Below are 21,687 nucleotides of genomic sequence, written 5' to 3' on the forward strand. Positions count from 1 at the left end.
GGGGTCCTGGGCGTCGAGCCAGTCGACGAGCTGCTTGAAGGAGACGCAGCGCACGTCCTCCAGCGGGCACACCGTCTTGATGACCTCGGCGAGGCCCTCCATGTAGATGCCGCCGTTCCACTGCTCGAAGTGGTTGCCGACGATCATCGGGGCACGGTTGCCCTCGTAGGCGCGGCGGAAGCCCTGCAGGAGACCGTCGTGCCACTGACGCTCCCAGTACGCCCGCCTGGCCGGGTCGCCCTCGACCGTGCCGGACTGGTTGGCGAGGAAGTTGTAGTCCATCGACAGGGTCTCGAACGAACGCCCGGGCATGGGGATCTGCTGCAACGGCAGGTCCCACAGCCCTTCCTCCTTGCCGGGCCACACCTGGGTGCCGTTGCCGCTGGAGTCGTAGCGGAATCCCATGTCCCTGGCTGCGGGGAGCAGGTTGTCACGGCCTTCGAGGCAGGGGGTGCGGCCGCCGATCAGCTCCTTGTCGTAGTCGAAGGGCAGCGGGGGCATGCCCTTCCAGCCGGTGGTGGTCTTCCAGTGCTGGACGAAGTACTTGGACTGCCTGATCTCGCTCTTCCATTCCTGCACCGACCAGCTGCCGACGCCGCCCGGACCGCAGAAGTGCCCGTTGAAGTGGGTGCCGACCTCGCTTCCGTCGAGCCAGGCGAGGCGGAGTTCCCGGAGTGTGGCGCGGATGTCCTCGTCGTCGAGGTAGCCGATGTCGGATGCGCCCACCGGGTGTCCGGGCGGGTGGTAGCGCTCGCGTTGCTCCTCGGGCAGCAGGTAGATGCCGCTGAGGAAGTAGGTCATGGAGGCGTCGTACTCCTTCGCCAGCTCCCTGAAGCGGGAGAAGAGGCGGTTGCCGTCCTCTCCGGCGCCGTCCCACGAGAAGACCACGAACTGGGGCGGCTTCGCGCCGGGCGCGAGTCTGCTCGGCACGGGCTGGCCGGGCTGCCGGCCGGTGACGGCCGTGGAGCCGTCCCCCAGCAACCGGGGCTTGGCCCGGGGCACCTCGTCGTCGGAGCTCCGCGACGACCGGCCGTCGTCGGCGTCCTCACCCCCGGGGCCGGCGCATCCGCCGAGCAGCAGTGCCAGGGCGGTCAGCGTGGCCGTACCCGCGGCCCGGCGTCTCCTGACGGTCATGGGCTCACCTCATCCTCACAAGTCGGGAAGAACAGCCGTCCAGCTGATGTGCGCGATGGACGCCGCCCCAACGTGACACCGGAAGGAGGGAAGAGCCGGTATGACAAGCGGACTGGCTTACTTTTTCACTCGCAAGGCGGAACATTCGCAGTGATCATCACCGTCGACTTCTCCAAGTCTTTACGTTCCCTTACGCTTCATTTACCACTACTGAGAGTAGTCGTGATCTTTCGCTTGTCGCGTATACGCAGGTGAAGGCGCATAGACCAAACGCCCGGAGGTGACCGAACGATGCCGTCCACCGCCCCCGTACGCACTCCACGCAGCGCCGGCGAAGCCCTCGGAGAGAAGAGCTGCGCCTCCCGTGACCCCGAACGGATTCGCCGTCGGAACCGCCGTGTCGCCGACCTGTCGGCGTCCGTCACGGTCTTCCTGATCGCGCTGCCGCTCTCTCTCGGCATCGCGCTGACGGCAGGGGCTCCGCTCCAGGCTGGACTCGTCGCCGCCGCGGTCGGCGGCATCGTCGGGGGACGGCTCGGCGGCGCGCCGCTCCAGATCGGCGGACCCGCCGCCGGTCTCACGGTCGTCACCGCGGACCTGATCAACGTCTACGGCTGGCGCACCACCTGCGCACTCACCGTGGGTGCGGGTCTGGTGCAACTCGTCCTCGGCCGGCTCAGGGTGGCCCGGTCGGTGCTCGTCGTGAGCCCGGCGATCGTGCACGGCATGCTGGCGGGCATCGGCGTCACGATCGCCCTGGCACAGCTGCACATCGTCCTCGGCGGAAGCCCGGAGAGTTCGGCGGTGGCGAACCTGGCCGCACTCCCGGGTCAGCTCGTCGACACCCGCCCGACGGCCCTCGCGGTCAGCGCACTCACCGTCGGCGTGCTGCTGGGCTGGCCGTGGCTGCGCCGGCTTCCCGGCGGAGCAGGCGGCGTGCTGGCGAAGGTGCCCGGACCGCTCGCCGCCGTGGGCCTGGCCACCGTCGTGGCGACGGCGGCCGGTCTCGGTCTGGCCAGGGTCGACCTGCCCTCGTGGCGGAGCCACGCGCTTCCCCAGCTCCCCGAAGGGCCGTTGCTGGGGCTGCTCGCCGGGCTGCTCACGATCATGATGGTCTCCGGCGTGCAGACCCTCCTCTCCGCCGTGGCGATGGACAAGCTCACCGCCGCGCGGACCGGCGACGACCGGGTGCCGCGCGCCGACCTGGACCGGGAGCTGCGCGGCCTCGGCGCTTCCAACGTGGTCTCCGGTGCCCTCGGCGGCCTCCCCGTCGCGGGAGTGGCGGTGCGCAGCTCGGCCAACGTCGCGGCGGGAGCGGTCAGCCGCAACTCCTCCATCCTGCACGGCGTATGGGTGCTGCTCGCAGCCGGTCTGGCCGTCGCGATCCTGGAACGGATCCCCCTCGCGGCACTGGCCGCACTGGTGATGGTGGTCGGCGTCCAGATGGTGAAGATCTCCCACATCCGGACGGTCACCCGGCACCGGGAGGCCCTGGTGTACGCGGCGACGTTCGCAGGAGTGGTGCTGCTCGGCGTACTGGAGGGCGTGGGCATCGGCATCGTCCTCGCCGTGGCCGTCGCGCTGAACAGGTTGGCCCACACGCGGATCACCATCCGGGTGGACGGCGCCGTCCACCGGGTCCACGTGCGCGGGCAGCTCACGTTCCTCGCCGTGCCCCGGCTCAGCCGGGCACTCGCACGCGTTCCGGAAGGAGCCGACGCGGTCGTCGAGTTGGACGGGTCGTTCATGGACCACGCGGCCTTCGAGACCCTGCAGGAGTGGCGCGCGACCCAGGAGGCGCGCGGAGGCGGCGTGGACGTCGAGGGGCGGGAGGGCCGGCAGATCGCCGAGCCCCCCGCCGCTCACGGATGCTCGCCCTGGACACCGTGGCGCAACCACCAGTGCACCCGCCCGACGTCCGGCGAGCGCCCGGAACACACCGCGCGCCGGGGGCAGCTGCTCGGCGGCGTGCGGAACTTCCAGCGGTCCACGGCGCCACGGGTCCGCAAGGAGCTGGCCCGGCTGGCCGCCGAGGGGCAGCGTCCGTCGCACCTGTTCCTCACCTGTGCGGACTCCCGGCTGGTCACCAGCATGATCACCTCCAGCGGTCCGGGAGACCTGTTCACGGTGCGGAACATCGGCAACCTGGTGCCACTGCCCGGCCAGGAGAGCGGGGACGACTCGGTCGCAGCAGCGATCGAGTACGCGGTGGAGGTGCTCGAGGTCGAGTCGATCACCGTCTGCGGGCATTCCGGATGCGGGGCGATGCAGGCACTGCAGGCCGCCGACGCGGCGGCCGTGGACAGTTCGCTCGGCAGGTGGCTGCGGCACGGCGCGTCGAGCGTGCGCCGAGCGGCCGAGCAGCCCCGCTCGGTGCCGCGCGTTCCGGGCCGCACCTCGGACGCTCTGGAGGCGCTGTGTCTCGCCAACGTGGTCCAGCAGCTCGAGCACCTCGTCGCTCACCCCTGCGTGGCCCAGCGCGTGGCGAGGGGCGCCCTGGAGCTGCACGGCATGTACTTCCACGTCGGGGAGGCGCAGGCGTACGTCATGGATCTCGCACCGTCCCTTCGCGAGGCGCGGCCCGTGTTCCTCCCGGTACAGCCGGAGGACGGAGAGATGAGCGGAGCGATGGGCGCACGTCACGCGCCAGCCCCCTCGGGATGCGGTGCGCACGCCTCCGCAGGGGGAGCAGGGCCCTCGTGAGACAGCGCGAGGAGAACACCTCAACAGGTCTAAACCAATATTCCGCGTCAACCCTTGTCACGGGGGCGCACGGGCTGATGAGCTAGGGCCTGTCAGGCGGATCTTTGAGGGTCGGCCCGCGGCGTCTGGTGCATGGGGTCTCCCCAGGTCCGCCAGGACCGTGGGGACGCATCGCAAGGCGGAGGATCGCAGCTCGTGCCTGTCGCACTCGCGCGATGCGACAACGGTGGGGACACCCCCGTGCCCGAAGGGCACAGGGGAGAGGTGCCGTAGCCGTCGTCGCGGGCCCGAGAAGATGCGCCGGACAGGTCCTAGGCATGGGACACAACGGACACCCTGGGAAAGGGAGATGTCGTGAGTAACGAGAGCCTGGCCAATCTTCTCAAGGAGGAGCGTCGATTCGCTCCTCCCGCTGAGCTGGCCGCCCACGCCAACGTGGCGGCGGAGGCGTACGAGCAGGCGAGGGCCGACCGGCTGGGCTTCTGGGCCGAGCAGGCGCGTCGCCTCTCCTGGGGCACCGAACCGACCGAGACGCTCGACTGGTCCAACCCGCCCTTCGCCAAGTGGTTCGCCGACGGCAAGCTCAACGTCGCCTACAACTGCGTCGACCGGCACGTCGAGGCGGGGAACGGCGACCGGGTCGCCTTCCACTTCGAGGGCGAGCCGGGCGACACCCGCACGCTCACCTACGCGGATCTCCAGGGTGAGGTCTGCAAGGCGGCGAACGCCCTGACCGAGCTGGGCGTGCAGGCGGGAGACCGGGTCGCGGTCTACATGCCGATGATCCCGGAGACCGTCGTCGCCATGCTGGCCTGCGCCCGCATCGGCGCCCCGCACTCCGTCGTGTTCGGCGGGTTCTCCGCGGACGCCCTGGCGACCCGCATCCAGGACGCCGACGCCCGCGTGGTCATCACCGCCGACGGCGGGTACCGCAAGGGCGGTGCCAGCGCGCTGAAGCCGGCCGTCGACGAGGCCCTGACCCGTCCGGGCACGGAGAACGTGCGCTCGGTGCTGGTCGTGCGCCGCACCGGCCAGGAGGACATCGCCTGGCACGACGACCGGGACGTGTGGTGGCACGACCTCGTCGACCGGCAGTCCGACCGGCACACCGCGCAGGACTTCGACGCCGAGCACCCGCTCTTCATCCTCTACACCTCCGGCACCACCGGTAAGCCGAAGGGCATCCTGCACACCACCGGCGGCTATCTCACCCAGGTCGCCTACACCCATCACGCGGTCTTCGACCTGAAGCCGGAGACCGACGTGTTCTGGTGCACCGCCGACGTGGGCTGGGTGACCGGACACTCGTACATCGTCTACGGGCCGCTGGCCAACGGCGCCACCGAGGTGCTGTACGAGGGCACCCCGGACAGCCCGCACAAGGGCCGCTGGTGGGAGATCGTCCAGAAGTACGGCGTGACGCTGCTCTACACCGCGCCCACCGCGATCCGCGCGTGCATGAAGTGGGGCGACGACATCCCGGCCAAGTTCGACCTGTCGTCGCTGCGCATCCTCGGTTCGGTCGGCGAGCCGATCAACCCCGAGGCGTGGGTCTGGTACCGCCACCACATCGGCGGGGACCGTACGCCCGTGGTGGACACCTGGTGGCAGACGGAGACCGGCGGCATGATGATCAGCCCGCTGCCCGGCGTGACGGAGGCGAAGCCCGGTTCCGCCCAGGTGCCGCTGCCCGGCATCTCCGCGACCGTCGTGGACGACGAGGCGCACGAGGTCCCCGATGGCGGGGGCGGCTATCTGGTGCTCACCGAGCCGTGGCCGTCGATGCTGCGCACCATCTGGGGCGACGACAAGCGCTTCCTCGACACCTACTGGTCCCGTTTCCAGGACAAGTACTTCGCGGGCGACGGCGCGAAGAAGGACGACGACGGCGACGTCTGGCTGCTCGGACGGGTCGACGACGTCATGCTCGTCTCGGGCCACAACATCTCCACCACGGAGGTGGAGTCCGCGCTGGTCGCGCACCCCAAGGTCGCCGAGGCCGCGGTGGTCGGCGCCACCGACCCGCAGACCACGCAGGCCATCGTGGCGTTCGTGATCCTGCGCGGCTCTGCGGCCGAGGACGAAGGACTCTCGGAGGAGTTGCGGCAGCACGTCGCCAAGCAGCTCGGACCGATCGCGAAGCCGAAGCAGATCCTGGCCGTCGCGGAGCTGCCCAAGACCCGTTCCGGCAAGATCATGCGCCGTCTGCTGCGTGACGTCGCGGAGAACCGTGAGCGGGGAGACGTCAGCACGCTCACCGACTCCTCGGTGATGGACCTCATCGAGGCCAAGATGCCCAGCGCCCCGAGCGAGGACTGAGCACGACCACCCGGCGAGGGCGGCGGCGCCGACGCGCCGTCACCCGGCCGTGCCCGCACGGCCCGAGGGCGCCGGCGGCGCACGCGTCGCGGGGGCACCGGCAGGCGGAAGGCCTTCCGGTGCCCCCGCGACGCGCGTGGGTACACGCAGGGGGACGATGATCCGGCATCATCGGATGACCGACCGGTAACCGAACCAGAGGGAGAGAGCGATGAGCACAGCCGCAGACGACCGGAGCCTGGGCCAGCTGGTCGCCTCGGCCACCACCGAGCTGTCCGCCCTGGTGCACGACGAGATCGCGCTCGCCAAGGCGGAGATCCGCCAGGACGTGAAGCGCGGCGCCATCGGGGGCGGCGCCGGCATCGTGGCCGCGGTCCTGCTGCTGTTCTCCCTGCCGGTGCTGTCCTTCGCCGCCGCCTACGGGATCCACAACCTGGGGCTCGGCCTCGCCTGGTCGTTCCTGATCGTCGGCGGAGCCTTCATCGTCCTGGCGCTGCTGCTCGCCCTCGTGGCGAAGGCCGCCCTCAAGCGCATCGAGCCGCCGAAGCGAGCCATCGCGTCGGCCAAGGAGTCCGCGGCCGTGCTCCAGAACGTCAAGCCGCATGCGCGTCCCTCCGTGTCCGTGGACAAGCAGGTCGTCCGCTCCTCGGTGTCCATGGAGAAGTCCGGGGTGTGACACGCTCAGGCCATGACGCACCCTGACAGCACCGCCGCAGTCGTACGTCCCGACGGGCCGTGGACCCACCGGGACGTGGCGGCGAACGGCGCGCGGTTCCACATCGCCGAGGCCGGCGAGGGACCGCTGGTGCTGCTCCTGCACGGGTTCCCGCAGTACTGGTGGACCTGGCGGCGTCAGCTGACCGCGCTGGCGGACGCCGGCTACCGCGCCGTCGCCATGGACCTGCGCGGCGTGGGCGGCAGCGACCGCACCCCGCGCGGCTACGACCCGGCGAACCTGGCCCTCGACGTCACCGGGGTCATCCGGTCGCTCGGCGAGCCGGACGCCGCGCTGGTCGGCCACGACCTGGGCGGCTACCTGGCGTGGACGGCGGCCGTGATGCGTCCCAAGCTGGTCCGCCGGCTGGCCGTCGCCTCGATGCCGCATCCGCGTCGCTGGCGGGCCGCGATGCTCACCGACATGCGGCAGAGCGCGGCCAGCAGCCACATCTGGGGCTTCCAGCGCCCGTGGATTCCGGAGCGCAGGCTGACGGCCGACGACGGCGCCCTGGTGGCCCGGCTGATCCGCGAGTGGTCCGGGCCCAAGCTGGACGGCACCCTGGACGACGACACGCTGGACCGCTTCCGCCAGGCCGTGTGCATCCCCTCCACCGCGCACTGCTCGGTGGAGCCGTACCGTTGGCTCGTCCGGTCGATGGCACGGCCGGACGGCTTCCAGTTCAACCGCCGTATGAAGCGGCCGGTCCGGGTGCCCACGCTGCATCTGCACGGTTCCCTCGACCCGGTGCTGCGGACCCGCAGCGCGGCCGGCTCCGGCGAGTATGTCGAAGCGCCGTACCGCTGGCGTCTCTTCGACGGCCTCGGGCACTTTCCGCACGAGGAGGACCCGGAGGTCTTCTCCGCGGAGCTGATCGACTGGCTGCGCGACCCCGAACCGGATCGCTGAATTCCGGAAGACTGCCGCACATATGCCCGAGGAAACCCCCGGACGAGTGCACGAAGTGCGGTTACCGACCATGGACGCCGGGCAGAGACCGAAGTATGGGCTTGACGCACGACCATCGTGACGTGGCACGCGAGCACAAGGGTCCGAGGAGGGGGCGTCCCGTACGGGGCGGGGACCGGCTCGCTCTCCGAGACCCCCGAGAGCCCGCACTGGGCATCCCGCGCATCCTGGGCCGCCGGGCGCGCTGGTTCGGCGCGCGCCTGAGGCATCCACGCGCCTGAGAGATCCGCACAGTGAGGCGTCCGCGCAGTGGAGGCGTCCACCGGACCGCCCCCACCCCGCGCCGCCCACCGGCGAGCGGGACGGACACCACGACGCCCTGCGGAGGTCGACACACCGTCAGCAGGCGGCTCCCACGGGTGCCTTCGGGACGGGCGCCGACCACCCCACAGCTGCCGTCTCGGCTGCCCGCACACTGCCGGCGCGGACCGGTCCTCGCGCACCGCTCCCGGGTGCCCGGCGCGCCGATCGTCCCGCACCGCCGGAAAAGCGCAGGTTGCCGCCCCGTCACTCCGTTGGGTGATCTGCCGCGTACGCATAGTCCGATCGGGCCATTCAAGATTGGACCCGCAGGGGGTGTTGCGCCGAGGGCAGGCTTCCGTAACGTCCTCAACTGGCAACGGTGAATATGCCGCTTGCCGCCGTGGGGGAGCCTCGATTCGGGAGAGGACGGCACCGGCATGGGCTGGGTTACCGACTGGAGTGCACAGGCCGCCTGTCGCACTACCGATCCGGACGAACTGTTCGTACAAGGCGCGGCGCAGAACCGCGCCAAGGCGGTCTGCACGGGGTGCCCGGTGCGCACCGAGTGCCTGGCCGACGCCCTCGACAACCGCGTCGAGTTCGGCGTGTGGGGCGGGATGACGGAGCGGGAGCGCAGAGCCTTGCTCCGGCGCCGCCCTACCGTCACCTCGTGGCGCCGCCTTCTGGAGACCGCACGCTCGGAGTACGAGCGCAGCACGGGCGTCCTGCCGGACGAACTCGGCGGCCCGGTCGCCGACGACGGCGTGAGGGACGGCGCCGTGGCCGACGCCCCCGTGGTGGACGCCACCGCCGCGGTGGTGGACGGTCCGACCGCGGTGATCGCCCACGCGGAGGCGCGGTACCGGCGCTACGCCGCGGCTGCCGCGGGCTAGTCCGCAGGCGGACCGGCGGGCCGGCCGCGCGTCTCCGCACCACCTGGTCCGTCCGCGCCCGGGTGGGCCGCCAGACGACCGCCGACGGCACGCAGGCCTTCCAGGTCGTGCACGTCGCCGGGCAGTGCGCCGATCTCCGCCACCGGCACCTCACGGTGCCGGGCGACGAACCGGTCGCGCTGACGGCGTTCGCGCGCCATGACGCGCATCCGTTCGGCGTGCAGCCGCAGCAGCCCGGCCGCCAGGGCGGCGTCCTCCGGCGCAACGGGGCCCGCCTCGTCCACCTCGGACGCCCCGGACGCCTCTGACCCCTCGGAGGACGCCCCGGACGCCGTAACACCCGAGGCCTCGAGAGCCTCCGCCGCCGCCGCGGCGCGCTCCGCACCGAGGCGGGACGCGCCGCTGCCGTGCATCCGGTTGAGCACCAGCCCGGCCAGCGGCATGCGTTCGGCACCCAGCCGTTCCACGAAGTACGCCGCCTCGCGCAGCGCGTCCCGTTCCGGCGCGGCGACCACCAGGAAGGCCGTGTCGGAGCCCTGGAGCAGCCGGTAGGTGGCGTCGGCGCGGGTGCGGAAGCCGCCGAAGGTGGTGTCCATGGCCGCGACGAACGTCTGCACGTCGCGCAGGAGGGACGCGCCGAGCAGCTTGTCCAGCGCCCCGGTGAACATCGACAGGCCGGCCACACCCAGGTTCACGAACTTCATGCCGGCCCGGCCGCCGACCTTGGCAGGCGCGGTCAGGAGCCGGATGAACTTCCCGTCCAGGAAGGACCCGAGTCGCTTGGGCGCGTCCAGGAAGTCCAGCGCGGAGCGGCTGGGCGGGGTGTCGACGACGATCAGGTCCCACTCGTCGCGCGCCCTGAGCTGACCGAGCTTCTCCATCGCCATGTACTCCTGGGTGCCGGCGAACCCGGCGGAGAGCGAGGCGTAGAAGGGGTTCTCCAGGATGGCGCGAGCGCGTTCCTCGTCCGCGTGCGCCTCGACGACCTCGTCGAAGGTGCGCTTCATGTCGAGCATCATGGCGTGCAGTTCGCCGCCCTTGTCCTCGGCGACGCCCGGTACCCGGCGCGGGGTGTTGTCGAGTGCGGTCAGCCCCATGGACTGCGCCAGCCGTCGCGCCGGGTCGATGGTCAGCACCACGACCTTGCGGCCGCGTTCGGCCGCCCGCAGCCCGAGCGCAGCGGCCGTGGTGGTCTTCCCGACCCCGCCGGAGCCGCAGCAGACCACGATGCGCGTCTCCGTGTCGTCCAGCAGCGGGTCGATCTCGAGCACCGGCACGTCCTCCAGCGCTCCGTGGCTCCGCGCAGCGCCGCCCCCGGCGCCCGTTCCCGTGCTCACTTCCGCACCCCCTGGTCCGCCAGGTCGGCGGCGAGCCCGTACAGGCCCGCCAGGTCCACGCCCTCGTCCAGCAGCTCCAGTTCCCACACGGGCAGCCCCAGGGCGTCGATCTCGGCGCGCTCGGCCCGTTCCAGGGCGACCCGTTCGACGTGCTCACGGCCCTGTCTCAGCAACGGTGCGACGAGCTGCTCCGCCCGTCCGCCGCGCCCCGCGCCGCCGAGGCCCGCGGCTGCGAACGCCCGCGCCAGCCCCGCCGGTACGACGTCCTCGCCGGCCGCCACGGTCGCGGTGCCCGGCTCGTCCAGCAGCCGGGGGCGCAGCATGTTGACCGCCACACCGCCCACCGGCAGTCCGGCGGCGCGCAGTTCGGCGACGCCGTCCACGGTCTCCTGCACCGGCATCTCCTCCAGCAGCGTCACCAGGTGCACGGCCGTCTCGGCGGACTTGAGGACGCCCATCACGGCCTGGGCCTGCCGGTGCACGGGGCCGACCCGCGCCAGCCCCGCCACCTCGTCGTTCACGCCGAGGAAGCGGGTGATGCGCCCGGTGGGCGGCGCGTCCATCACCACCGCGTCGTACGCCCACCTGCCGCGCTTGTCGCGGCGTCGCACGGCCTCGCACACCTTGCCGGTGAGCAGCACGTCGCGGAGTCCGGGGGCGATGGTGGTGGCGAAGTCGACGGCTCCTATCTTGCGCAGCGCGCGCCCGGCACCGCCCAGTTTGTAGAACATCTGGAGGTAGTCGAGGAGAGCCCGTTCGGCGTCTATGGCGAGCGCGTACACCTCCCCGCCGCCGTGCGCGACGGCGATCTTCCGCTCCTCGTACGGCAGCGCCTCCGTCTCGAAGAGCTGTGCGATGCCCTGGCGTCCCTCCACTTCGACGAGCAGCGTGCGCCTGCCGTCGGCGGCCAGCGCCAGCGCGAGTGCGGCGGCGACCGTCGTCTTGCCGGTCCCGCCCTTGCCGGTGACTACGTGCAGCCTGCTCACGTGTCGGAGCCTAACCAGGACCTGACCCCCGCACGCGTAGCGCCCCCGTGCCGCGTCCGTCCCCGAACCCGTAGAGGCTAGGGTCGTGCCATGACGAAGTGGGAATACGCGACCGTGCCGCTCCTCGTGCACGCGACGAAGCAGATCCTGGACACCTGGGGCGAGGACGGCTGGGAGCTCGTCCAGGTGGTGCCCGGCCCGAACGCCGAGCAGCTGGTGGCCTACCTCAAGCGGGAGAAGGCGTGACCGCGGGCGGCACCGTCGAGGCGCGGATCGCCGAACTCGGCCTGACGCTGCCGGAGGTCGCCGCCCCGGCGGGCGCGTACGTGCCGGCGGTGCGGACCGGGTCGTACGTGTACACGGCCGGCCAGGTGCCGTTCGTGGACGGCAAGCTGCCCGCCGCCGGCAAGGTCGGCGCCGAGGTGAGCGCGGAGCAGGCGAAGGAACTGGCCGGGGTGTGCGCACTCAACGCGCTGGCCGCGGTCAAGTCGGTGGTCGGCGACCTGGACCGCATCGCGCGCGTCGTCAAGGTCGTCGGGTTCGTGGCCTCCGCGCCGGACTTCACCGCGCAGCCCGGTGTGATCAACGGAGCCAGCGAGCTGCTGGGCGAGGTCCTCGGCGACAAGGGCGTCCACGCGCGCAGCGCGGTGGGCGTCGCGGTGCTGCCGCTGGACGCGCCGGTCGAGGTGGAGATCCAGGTCGAGCTGGCGGACTGAACGGCCTGACGGCCGGCTGACGGGCGGTGCACGCACCGTCCGGCGGTGCCGCCACCGGGACGGTGCCGCCGCCGGGCGCCCTCGAACATCCGGCCGCCGACCCGTAGCATCCGCCCCATGACCACCAAGAACGGCCAGTGGTACCCGCCGGAGTGGCCGGAGCGCATCCGGGCGCTCGCGGCGGGCGACCTCACGCCCGTCACGCCGCGCCGGGCCGCCACCGTGATGCTCCTGCGGGAGACCCCCGGGGACGGTGCGGCGGGCGGGGACGGTGCGGCGGGCGGCTTCGCCGTCCACATGCTGCGCCGCCGCGCGTCCATGGCGTTCGCCGGCGGCGCGTACGCCTACCCCGGCGGGTCCGTCGACCCGCGCGACGAGGCCGAGGACGCGGAGATCGGCTGGGCGGGCCCGGCCCGCTCGGTGTGGGCCGTGCGGTTCGGCACCGACGAGGCGACCGCGCAGGGCATCGTCTGCGCGGCTGTGCGGGAGACGTTCGAGGAGGCGGGCGTCCTGCTCGCCGGCCCGGACGCGGACACCGTCGTCGCCGACACCACGGGCGAGGACTGGGAGGCCGACCGCGCCGCGCTCGTGGCGCGCGACCTGTCGTTCGCGGACTTCCTGGCCCGCCGCGGCCTGCTGCTGCGCAGCGACCTGCTGGGCGCGTTCGCCCGCTGGGTCACCCCGGAGTTCGAGGCACGGCGCTACGACACCTGGTTCTTCGTCGCCGTCCTCCCCGAGGGGCAGCGCACCCGCAACGCCTCCTCGGAGGCCGACCGCACGGAGTGGATCCGCCCCGCGGACGCCGCCGCCGGCTACGACCGCGGCGACCTGCTGATGATGCCGCCCACCATCGCCACCCTGCGGCAGCTTCAGGAGTACGGCTCCCCTGCCGCCGCGCTCGTCGGCTCCGCGGAACGCGACCTGGACCCGGTCCTGGCCCAGGCCCGGCTGGACGAGCAGGGACGCATCGAACTGAGCTGGCCGGGCCACGACGAGTTCACCAAGCGGGTGGCGCCGTGACCGACCCCGCCGCTCTCCCCGGACGTCCGCTCGGCGGCCCGATCGACGGCTCGGGCTCCCCGCGCGCGCGTTGCGTGCTGGCGCCGAACCCGTCTCCGATGACCCTGGACGGCACCAACACCTGGATCGTCGGCGAGCAGGACTCCGACCTGGCCGTGGTGATCGACCCCGGCCCGCTCGACGAGAGCCACCTGCGGAACGTGATCACGACGGCGGAGCGGGCCGGCAAGCGCGTCGCCCTCACCCTGCTCACCCACGGCCACCCGGACCACGCGGAGGGCGCGGGCCGCTTCGCGGAGCTGACCGGTACGCCGGTGCGCGCGCTGGACCCGGCGCTGCGGCTCGGCGACGAGGGTCTGGCGGCGGGCGACGTGGTCACGACCGGCGGGCTGGAGCTGCGGGTGGTGGCGACCCCCGGGCACACCGCGGACTCGCTCTCCTTCCACCTGCCGGCCGACCGTGCGGTCCTGACCGGCGACACCCTGCTGGGCCGCGGCACCACCATGGTGGCGCACCCGGACGGCAGGCTCGGCGACTACCTGGACTCGCTGCGCCGGCTGCGGTCGCTCACCGTGGACGACGGGGTCGCGACCGTGCTGCCGGGGCACGGGCCGGTGCTGGAGGACGCGCAGGGCGCCGTCGAGTTCTACCTCGCGCACCGCGCGAACCGGCTCGCCCAGGTGGAGACGGCCGTGGAGTCCGGACACCGCACGGCGCAGGACGTCGTCGCGCACGTGTACGCGGACGTGGACCGGGCGCTGTGGCCGGCGGCCGAGCTGTCCGTGCGCGCCCAGCTGGAGTACCTGACGGAGCGCGGCCTGGTGTGAGACGAGCGCCGGGCGGCTCCCCGGAGGGAGCCGCACGGCGCTCGGGGCACGGGGCGCGAGGGCCTCAGGAGGCCGACGGTGTCAGCGGCTGCGCTTGGCCAGCCGCTCGATGTCCAGCAGGATCACCGCACGGGCCTCCAGACGCAGCCAGCCACGGCCGGCGAAGTCCGCCAGTGCCTTGTTGACCGTCTCCCGGGAGGCGCCGACGAGCTGGGCCAGCTCCTCCTGCGTGAGGTCGTGCACCACGTGGATGCCCTCCTCGGACTGCACGCCGAAGCGGCGCGACAGGTCCAGGAGCTGCTTGGCGACACGGCCCGGCACGTCGGAGAAGACGAGGTCGGACATCGAGTCGTTGGTGCGGCGCAGCCGCCGGGCGATCGCCCGGAGCAGCGCGGAGGCCACCTCGGGGCGCACGTTCAGCCAGGGCTGGAGGTCGTTGTGGCCCAGGCCCAGCAGCTTGACCTCGGTCAGCGCCGAGGCGGTGGCCGTACGGGGACCGGGGTCGAAGAGGGACAGCTCTCCGATGAGCTCGCCGGGGCCAAGGACGGCCAGCATGTTCTCCCGCCCGTCCGGGGAGGTCCGGTGCAGCTTCACCTTCCCCTCGGTGACCACGTAGAGCCGGTCGCCGGGGTCCCCTTCGTGGAAGAGTGCTTCGCCGCGGGCGAGCGTCGTCTCGGTCATGGAGGCGCGCAGCTCGGCGGATTGCTCCTCATCGAGCGCCGCGAAGAGCGGGGCGCGCCGCAGAACGTCGTCCACGAGTTCTCTCCTTGTCGACCTGCCCATGGGGATTGTGGCCCCATGATGCCGGACGGTAAAGCGGTGCGATCAGTCACAAGTTTGACGTACGCGCCCGCCCACCCCTACGGCAGGGGGCCGATTGAGCCGCGAATTGCGCTCGTGCGGGGCGAATGTCAGTCGCCCCCTTTAGTCTGGCCGGGTGGCTGACACCCCGGTCGAACGCGCAGGAAGGGGGCCGGGCGAGTGACGGAGGCGGACGATTCCGCTCTGGGCGAACAGGCGTCCGGGCAGTACGCTGGGGCGACGGAGGGTACACGCTCGGTGAGATCGACGAAGAAGAGCGCAGCGAAGGACACGGCGGCCGGCGCGGCAGGGAGAGGCTCCGGCAGGGAGCCCGCAGCCGCGAAGAAGGCCGAGAAGAAGACCGCGCCGCGGCAGACGGCGGCACGGAGAGCGGCGGATCGGAAGCCGGAGTCGCACCTCGCCATGGTGCGGCGTGCCCGGCGCATCAACCGCGAGTTGGCCGAGGTCTACTCCTACGCCCACCCCGAGCTCGACTTCGAGAACCCGTTCCAGCTGCTCGTCGCCACCGTCCTCTCCGCCCAGACGACCGACCTGCGGGTCAACCAGACGACGCCCGCGCTGTTCGCCGCCTACCCGACGCCGGAGGACATGGCCGCCGCCGACCCGGAGAAGCTGGAAGAGCTGCTGCGCCCGACCGGGTTCTTCCGCGCCAAGGCGCGCTCGGTGCTGGGCCTGTCCGCAGCGCTGCGGGACCGCTTCGGCGGCGAGGTGCCGGGCACGATGAAGGACCTGGTCACCCTGCCCGGCGTGGGCCGCAAGACGGCGAACGTCGTGCTCGGCAACGCGTTCGGGGTGCCCGGCCTGACCGTCGACACCCACTTCGGCCGCCTCGTGCGCCGCTTCGGCTGGACCGAGCAGACCGACCCCGACAAGGTCGAGAAGGAGATCGCGGAGATCTTCCCGAAGAGCGAATGGACGATGCTCTCGCACCGCCTGATCTTCCACGGCCGCCGCATCTGCCATTCCCGCAAGCCGGCCTGCGGCGCCTGCCCCGTCGCCCCGCTCTGCCCGGCGTACGGCGAGGGCGAGACCGACCCGGACAAGGCCCGGAAGCTGCTCAAGTACGAGATGGGCGGCAAGCCGGGCCAGCGCCTGAAGCCCCCGGCCGACTACCCGGGCGAGCCCGCGCCCCCGCTGGGGGCTCGGTGACCCGCCCCTCCCCCGGCCCCCGCCCGGGGGCCGGGGCGTCCGCGCACGGCCGGAACGGCACCGTGCCGCTCGACGTCGAGATCCGTCCCGACGGCCTGCCCGAGTGGCTGACGCCCGTGCTGCGAGCCGTCTCCACCGTCCGTCCGGAGCAGCTGAGCCGCTTCCTGCCGCCCGAAGGCGGCGGGCGGCCGTCCGCCGTGCTGATCCTCTTCGGCGAGGGCGCGCACGGACCCGAGCTGCTGCTGATGGAACGGTCCTCGAGCCTGCGTGCCCACGCCGGCCAGCCGTCGTTCCCCGGCGGCGGACTCGACCCCGAGGACGGCGACCCGGACGGCGACGGCCCGCTGTACGCAGCCCTGCGCGAGGCCGAGGAGGAGACCGGCCTCGACCCGTCGGGCGTGCAGCTCTTCGCCACGCTGCCCGCGCTCTACATCCCGGTCAGCGGCTTCGTCGTCACGCCCGTCCTCGGCTGGTGGCGCCGGCCGACGCCCGTCTCGCCGGTCGATCCGGCGGAGACCGCCCGGGTGTTCACCGTGCCCGTCTCCGAACTCGCCGACCCGGCCAACCGCGTCACCGTCGTCCACCCCCGCGGCTACCGCGGGCCCGCGTTCGCCGTCGGCTCGGCGCTGGTGTGGGGCTTCACGGCCGGACTCATCGACCGCATCCTGCACTTCGCAGGCTGGGAGCGGCCGTGGGACCGGGAAAACCTCGTCCCGCTCGATTGGCAGGCATGAGACGGTGACGCGGTGAACGTGCTGGACATACTGCTCGTGCTCGCGGCCCTGTGGTTCGCCTTCGTCGGCTACCGGCAGGGCTTCGTCGTCGGCGTCCTGTCCGTGATCGGCTTCCTCGGGGGCGGGCTCGCGGCGATCCTGGTGCTGCCCCCGCTGTGGAGCGAGCTGACCGACGACGCGCCCCCGGGCACGCTCGGCGCGGTGGCGGCCGTCGTCGTCGTCATCGTGTGCGCGTCCGTGGGTCAGGCGTTCACCACGCACCTCGGCAACAGGCTCCGGCGGTACATCACCTGGTCCCCCGCCCGTGTGCTGGACGCCACGGGCGGGGCGCTGGTCAACGTGCTGGCCATGCTGCTGGTCGCGTGGCTCATCGGCTCCGCACTGGCCGGCACGGCGCTGCCCACCGTCGGCAAGGAGGTGCGGAGCTCGCGCGTGCTGCTCGGCGTCTCCCAGGTCGTCCCCGAGGACGCCAACAACTGGTTCGCCGACTTCTCCTCCGTCCTCGCGCAGAACGGCCTCCCGCAGGTCTTCTCCCCCTTCTCCAACGAGCCCATCGCCGAGGTCCCGCCGCCCGACCCCGCCCTGGCGAACAGCCCGGTCGTCGCCCGCGCCAAGGAGTCCATCGTCAAGGTCGTCGGCACGGCGACCAGCTGCGACAAGGTCCTCGAGGGCACCGGCTTCGTCTTCGACGACCAGCGGGTGATGACCAACGCGCACGTCGTCGGCGGCGTCGACGAACCCACCGTGCAGATCGGCGGCGAGGGCCGCCTCTACGACGCCACCGTGGTCCTCTACGACTGGGAGCGCGACGTCGCCGTGCTCGACGTGCCCGGCCTGGAGGCCCCCGCCCTGGAGTTCGCCGACGGCGACGCGGAGAGCGGCGACGGCGCGATCGTGGCCGGCTTCCCGGAGAACGGCGCGTTCGACGTACGGTCCGCCCGCGTCCGCGGCACGCTGCGGGCCAACGGCCCGGACATCTACCACCGCGGCACCGTCCGCCGCGAGGTCTACTCGCTCTACACGATGATCCGCCAGGGCAACTCCGGCGGCCCCCTGCTGACCCCGCAGGGCGAGGTCTACGGCGTGGTGTTCGCCAAGTCGCTGGAGAACGACCGCACCGGCTACGCCCTCACCGCCGACGAGGTCCTCCCCGACATCAAGGCCGGCAGCACGGACAACCTCGGCCCCGTCGACAGCCAGAGCTGCGCCCTCTGACGGCGCCCGGCCGTCCCCTCCCGGCGGTTCCCGGCGGTCGTCTACGCTGCCCCTTATGGCTTCCAAGCGCGCGGGTGGGCTCTCCATGCCCCAGCAGGTCGCGAGATTCATCGGCGTCAGCGTCCTCGCGGGCGCCGTCACGGCCGGCATCGCCCTTCCCGGCTTCGGCTTGATGGGCCTGGCCGCGAAGGGATCCGTCGAGGGCTTCGACGAGCTCCCCGCCAAGCTGAAGCGCCCGCCGCTGAGCCAGCGCACCACCATCCTCGACAACGAGGGCGGTGAGATCGCCAAGGTCTACTCGCGCGACCGCACCGTCGTCGACACCGCGCAGATGTCGCCGTACGTGAAGCAGGCCATCGTGGCCATCGAGGACTCCCGGTTCTACGAACACGGCGCCGTCGACCTCAAGGGCGTGCTCCGGGCGCTCAACGAGAACGCCCAGTCCGGCCAGATCAGCCAGGGCGCCTCCACCCTGACGCAGCAATACGTGAAGAACGTCTTCGTCGAGGCCGCGAAGGACGACCCGGACGCCGTCGCAGAGGCCCAGCAGCAGACCATCGGCCGCAAGATCCGCGAGCTGAAGTACGCGATCCAGATCGAGGAGGAGCTCACCAAGAAGCAGATCCTCGAGAACTACCTCAACATCACCTATTTCGGGCAGGGCGCGTACGGTGTCGAAGCCGCCGCCCAGCGGTTCTTCTCCAAGCCCGCGAAGGACCTCGAACTCCACGAGAGCGCCCTGCTCGCCGGCCTCGTCCAGTCGCCCAGCTACTACGACCCGACGATCAACCCGGACCGCGCGAAGCAGCGCCGCAACGCCGTCCTGTCCCGCATGGCCGGCAGCCGCGACGTCACCCGCGAAGAGGCGAAGGCCGCCGCGGCGCAGGACCTCGGCCTGGACGTCAGTCAGCCTCAGCAGGGCTGCATCACCGCCGTCAACGGCGCCGGCTTCTTCTGCGACTACGTGAAGGAGGTCTTCCTCGCCAGCCCGGCGTTCGGGAAGACCGCCCAGGACCGGCGTGACCGGTGGAACCGCGGCGGCCTGACGATCAAGACCACGCTCGATCCCCAGGCCCAGACCTCGGCGCAGGAATCCGTCACCTCCCGCGTCGACCAGTCGGACAGCGTCGCCTCCGCGATGACCGTCGTCGAGCCCGGAACCGGACGCATCCTGAGCATGGCCCAGTCCCGTCCGTACGGCACACGACCGGCGGAGAACGAGACGACGCTCAACCTCTCCGTGGACCACGACATGGGCGGCCCGCAGAACGGCTACCAAGTCGGCTCGACGTTCAAGGCCTTCACAGCGGCCGCCGCCCTGGAGAAGGGCATCAGCCCCGCGCAGACCTTCACCACCGGCAGCAAGCTGAAGATCGACAAGAGCAGGTTCACGGACTGCAACGGAGCGCCTGGGGCCGGGCCGTGGTCCCTGCAGAACGAGCTGGACAGCGAAAAGGGCACCTGGGACATGAGCTCGGCCCTGGCCAAGTCGATCAACACGTATTTCGTGCTGCTGGAGGAGAAAGCCGGCGTCTGCGCGGCGAAGAAGACGGCTGAGCGGGCGGGCTTCCACCGCGCGGACGGAAACCCGACCCAAGAGGTCCCCTCCCTCACCCTGGGCACGCAAGGCGCCTCCCCCTTGACGATGGCCACCGCCTACGCCACCTTCGCCAACCGCGGCGTGCACTGCACACCGATCGCGCTCGATGCCGTCACGGACGACAAGGGACGGAAGCTCGGCGTGCCGGAGTCCACGTGTTCCCGCGCGATGCCGGAGAAGATCGCGGACACCCTCAACGAGATGCTGACCGGCGTGGTGACGAGCGGTACCGCCCCCTCCGCCAAACTGGCCGACCGGGACAACGCCGGGAAGACCGGCACGACCGACGGCATGAAGAGTGCCTGGTTCGTCGGCTACACCCCGGAGGCGTCCGGTGCCGTCTGGGTCGGCGACGTCAACCACCAAGTCGAGATGTACGGCATCACGGTGGGCGGCCAGTACTACCCGAAGGTCTGCGGCGGGTGCCTTCCCGCACCCATCTGGAAGGGCGGGATCGCGGGTGCCCTGGAGGGCGCGCCCGCGACGCCGTTCCAGGACGTGGACGTGCCGCGCGCCGAGCAGAAGAAGCCCGAGGACGACCGGGACGAGGACCGCGACGACGACCGGCCCGGCGATGGCGGCGGGAACCCGTTCCCGGACTTCACCATCCCGCCGGACCTCATCGGCGGCAACGACAACGGAGGCGGCTGGGGCCGCGGCCGGGACTGACCGGACACGCGCGAGGGGGCGCTCCCGTCAGGAGCGCCCCCTCGGCGGTTCGTCCTCGCGCGCCTCAGCCGGCGAGCAGCTTCTTGACCATGCCGGCGACACGGCCGCCCTCGGCCCGCCCGGCGACCTTCGGGTTCACGATCTTCATCACGGCCCCCATCGCCTTCGGCCCCTCGGCGCCCTGCCCCTTCGCCTCGGCCACGGACTCGGCGACGATCTGCTCCAGCTCGTCGTCCGACAGCTGCTTCGGAAGGTAGTCGGCGAGCACCTCGCCCTCCGCGCGCTCGCGCTCGGCCGAGGCCGCGCGGCCGCCCTTCTCGAACGCCTCGGCGGCCTCGCGCCGCTTCTTCGCCTCGCGGGTGATCACCTTCTGCACCTCGTCGTCGGAGAGCGCACGGGACTCGGTGCCCGCCACCTCCTCCTTGGTGATCGCGGTGAGGGTCATCCGGAGCGTGGCGGAGCGCAACTCGTCGCGCGCCTTGATCGCTGCGGTCAGGTCGTCCTGCAGCCGGGACTTGAGCGTGGTCATGGCACAGGAGTCTGCCAGCCCCACCCACCGACCGCCCACCGCATTCCCCGGCGGGCGGCCCCGCCCCCGGTCCGCGGCCGTGCACGGAGCGTGCCGCGTCTGCGACCATGGCCGGATGCGCGCGCGATACGGAATCCCCCTCAAAGCGACGGCCGGGGTGCTGGCCGCCGGCACTGCCGCCCTGACGTACGCGGTGGCGGTCGAGCCGCGCGCCTTCCGGCTCCGCCGCGTGACCGTGCCCGTCCTGCCGGCGGGAGCGCCCCCGCTCCGCCTCCTCCAGATCTCCGACATCCACATGGTGTGCGGGCAGCGCAAGAAGCAGCAGTGGCTCCGCTCGCTGGCCGGGCTGCGTCCGGACTTCGTGATCAACACCGGCGACAACCTCTCGGACACCGAGGCCGTCCCCGAGGTGCTGGACTCCCTCGGCCCGCTGATGGACTTTCCCGGCGCGTACGTCTTCGGCTCCAACGACTACTACGGTCCCCGCTTCCGCAACCCGGCCCGCTACCTCGTCGAGAAGGCGCAGGGCCGGCACGGCCTCAACGGCAACGCTCCCGTGAAGGACGCCGTCCACAACCCGTGGGAGGACCTGCGGGACGGCTTCGACTCCGCGGGCTGGGTGGAGCTGACCAACGCCCGCGGCCGCCTCAAGCTGGCCACCGGCCAGGAGGTCGCCCTCACCGGCCTGGACGACCCGCACATCAAGCGCGACCGCTACAGCCAGGTCGCCGGCGGCTCGGACGAGGGCGCCGACCTCTCCCTCGCCGTCGTGCACGCCCCCTACCTGCGGGTCCTGGACGCCTTCACAGCCGACCGGTACCCGCTGATCCTCGCCGGCCACACGCACGGCGGCCAGCTCTGCATCCCCTTCTACGGCGCCCTGGTCACCAATTGCGACATCGACACCGACCGGGTCAAGGGACTCTCCACCCACCGCGCCGGGGGCCGCACCTCGTACCTGCACGTCTCCGCGGGCTGCGGCGCCAACCGGTACACGCCGATCCGTTTCGCCTGCCCCCCGGAAGCCACTCTGCTCACCCTCACCCCGGCCTCCTGACCAGCCCGGAACGACCCCGCCGCCCCCGCAGAAACCGGATTTCGCGTCCG

At 72.0% G+C, this 21,687-nt stretch carries 18 protein-coding genes and 1 pseudogene; 14 read left to right on the forward strand and 5 right to left on the reverse strand.

Going from position 1 to position 21,687, the window contains the following annotated elements; translation table 11 throughout:
* Positions 1 to 1,134 (reverse strand): hypothetical protein (locus K304_RS0120630; RefSeq protein WP_027765267.1); only part of this gene is annotated, 1,134 nt, incomplete at its 3' end.
* Positions 1,135 to 1,425: 291 nt separating this feature from the next.
* Between K304_RS0120630 and K304_RS30330 the strand changes: the two genes are divergently transcribed.
* The 5 genes and pseudogenes from K304_RS30330 to K304_RS30340 all read left to right on the forward strand — a co-directional run.
* Entirely contained in the window at positions 1,426 to 3,837 is a 2,412-nt protein-coding gene (locus K304_RS30330; RefSeq protein WP_078529434.1) for a SulP family inorganic anion transporter, read from the forward strand.
* 354 nt (positions 3,838 to 4,191) lie between these two features.
* Entirely contained in the window at positions 4,192 to 6,156 is a 1,965-nt protein-coding gene (gene acs / locus K304_RS0120640) for an acetate--CoA ligase (RefSeq protein WP_027765268.1), read from the forward strand.
* A 211-nt stretch (positions 6,157 to 6,367) separates the two neighbouring features.
* Positions 6,368 to 6,832 (forward strand): phage holin family protein, encoded by a 465-nt coding sequence (locus tag K304_RS30335; protein ID WP_051308667.1) that lies wholly within the window; start codon positions 6,368 to 6,370, stop codon positions 6,830 to 6,832.
* Between the two features lie 12 nt (positions 6,833 to 6,844).
* Positions 6,845 to 7,780 carry an alpha/beta fold hydrolase gene (locus K304_RS0120650; RefSeq protein WP_027765269.1) on the forward strand — a complete coding sequence of 312 codons (936 nt, stop codon included), beginning with the start codon at positions 6,845 to 6,847 and terminating at the stop codon, positions 7,778 to 7,780.
* Between the two features lie 740 nt (positions 7,781 to 8,520).
* A pseudogene (locus tag K304_RS30340) lies at positions 8,521 to 8,814 on the forward strand (WhiB family transcriptional regulator); the annotation flags it as partial.
* Positions 8,815 to 8,972: 158 nt separating this feature from the next.
* Here the strand turns inward: K304_RS30340 and bagB are convergent.
* Entirely contained in the window at positions 8,973 to 10,262 is a 1,290-nt protein-coding gene (gene bagB / locus K304_RS30345; protein WP_486591794.1) for an ATPase BagB, read from the reverse strand.
* Positions 10,263 to 10,309: 47 nt separating this feature from the next.
* Positions 10,310 to 11,299, reverse strand: a complete 990-nt coding sequence (gene bagA, locus K304_RS0120665) for an ATPase BagA (RefSeq protein ID WP_027765270.1) — start codon at positions 11,297 to 11,299, stop codon at positions 10,310 to 10,312.
* A gap of 90 nt (positions 11,300 to 11,389) precedes the next feature.
* Between bagA and sp36 the strand changes: the two genes are divergently transcribed.
* The 4 genes from sp36 (at position 11,390) to K304_RS0120685 (ending at position 13,862) form a co-directional block, all read left to right on the forward strand.
* A complete protein-coding gene (gene sp36 / locus K304_RS33125; RefSeq protein ID WP_106965643.1) occupies positions 11,390 to 11,545 on the forward strand; it encodes a Sp36 family protein in 156 nt (51 codons plus the stop codon).
* The gene (locus tag K304_RS0120675) at positions 11,542 to 12,015 is read left to right on the forward strand and encodes a RidA family protein (protein ID WP_027765271.1); all 474 of its coding nucleotides are present in this window, start codon (positions 11,542 to 11,544) and stop codon (positions 12,013 to 12,015) included. The genes sp36 and K304_RS0120675 overlap by 4 nt, the downstream gene beginning before the upstream one ends.
* A 117-nt stretch (positions 12,016 to 12,132) precedes the next feature.
* A complete protein-coding gene (locus K304_RS0120680) occupies positions 12,133 to 13,035 on the forward strand; it encodes an NUDIX hydrolase (RefSeq protein WP_037791415.1) in 903 nt (300 codons plus the stop codon).
* Complete coding sequence (locus tag K304_RS0120685) at positions 13,032 to 13,862, forward strand: MBL fold metallo-hydrolase (RefSeq protein ID WP_027765273.1); 831 nt, start codon at positions 13,032 to 13,034, stop codon at positions 13,860 to 13,862. The genes K304_RS0120680 and K304_RS0120685 overlap by 4 nt, the downstream gene beginning before the upstream one ends.
* A gap of 81 nt (positions 13,863 to 13,943) precedes the next feature.
* On the opposite strand, the gene K304_RS0120690 is transcribed toward K304_RS0120685, so the two are convergent.
* A complete protein-coding gene (locus K304_RS0120690) occupies positions 13,944 to 14,618 on the reverse strand; it encodes a Crp/Fnr family transcriptional regulator (RefSeq protein WP_027765274.1) in 675 nt (224 codons plus the stop codon).
* 225 nt (positions 14,619 to 14,843) lie between these two features.
* Between K304_RS0120690 and nth the strand changes: the two genes are divergently transcribed.
* The 4 genes from nth (at position 14,844) to K304_RS0120710 (ending at position 20,051) form a co-directional block, all read left to right on the forward strand.
* Positions 14,844 to 15,833 (forward strand): endonuclease III, encoded by a 990-nt coding sequence (nth, locus tag K304_RS0120695; RefSeq protein WP_486591762.1) that lies wholly within the window; start codon positions 14,844 to 14,846, stop codon positions 15,831 to 15,833.
* A gap of 62 nt (positions 15,834 to 15,895) precedes the next feature.
* A complete protein-coding gene (locus tag K304_RS0120700) occupies positions 15,896 to 16,567 on the forward strand; it encodes an NUDIX hydrolase (protein WP_027765276.1) in 672 nt (223 codons plus the stop codon).
* 12 nt (positions 16,568 to 16,579) lie between these two features.
* A complete protein-coding gene (locus tag K304_RS0120705) occupies positions 16,580 to 17,782 on the forward strand; it encodes a MarP family serine protease (RefSeq protein WP_027765277.1) in 1,203 nt (400 codons plus the stop codon).
* A gap of 55 nt (positions 17,783 to 17,837) precedes the next feature.
* Positions 17,838 to 20,051, forward strand: a complete 2,214-nt coding sequence (locus tag K304_RS0120710) for a transglycosylase domain-containing protein (RefSeq protein WP_027765278.1) — start codon at positions 17,838 to 17,840, stop codon at positions 20,049 to 20,051.
* 64 nt (positions 20,052 to 20,115) lie between these two features.
* On the opposite strand, the gene K304_RS0120715 is transcribed toward K304_RS0120710, so the two are convergent.
* Positions 20,116 to 20,580 (reverse strand): GatB/YqeY domain-containing protein, encoded by a 465-nt coding sequence (locus K304_RS0120715; RefSeq protein WP_027765279.1) that lies wholly within the window; start codon positions 20,578 to 20,580, stop codon positions 20,116 to 20,118.
* 115 nt (positions 20,581 to 20,695) lie between these two features.
* Between K304_RS0120715 and K304_RS0120720 the strand changes: the two genes are divergently transcribed.
* On the forward strand, positions 20,696 to 21,637 hold the full coding sequence (locus K304_RS0120720) for a metallophosphoesterase (protein WP_027765280.1): 942 nt from the start codon (positions 20,696 to 20,698) through the stop codon (positions 21,635 to 21,637).
* Positions 21,638 to 21,687 lie beyond the last annotated feature (50 nt).

This window comes from Streptomyces sp. CNS606, assembly GCF_000426325.1.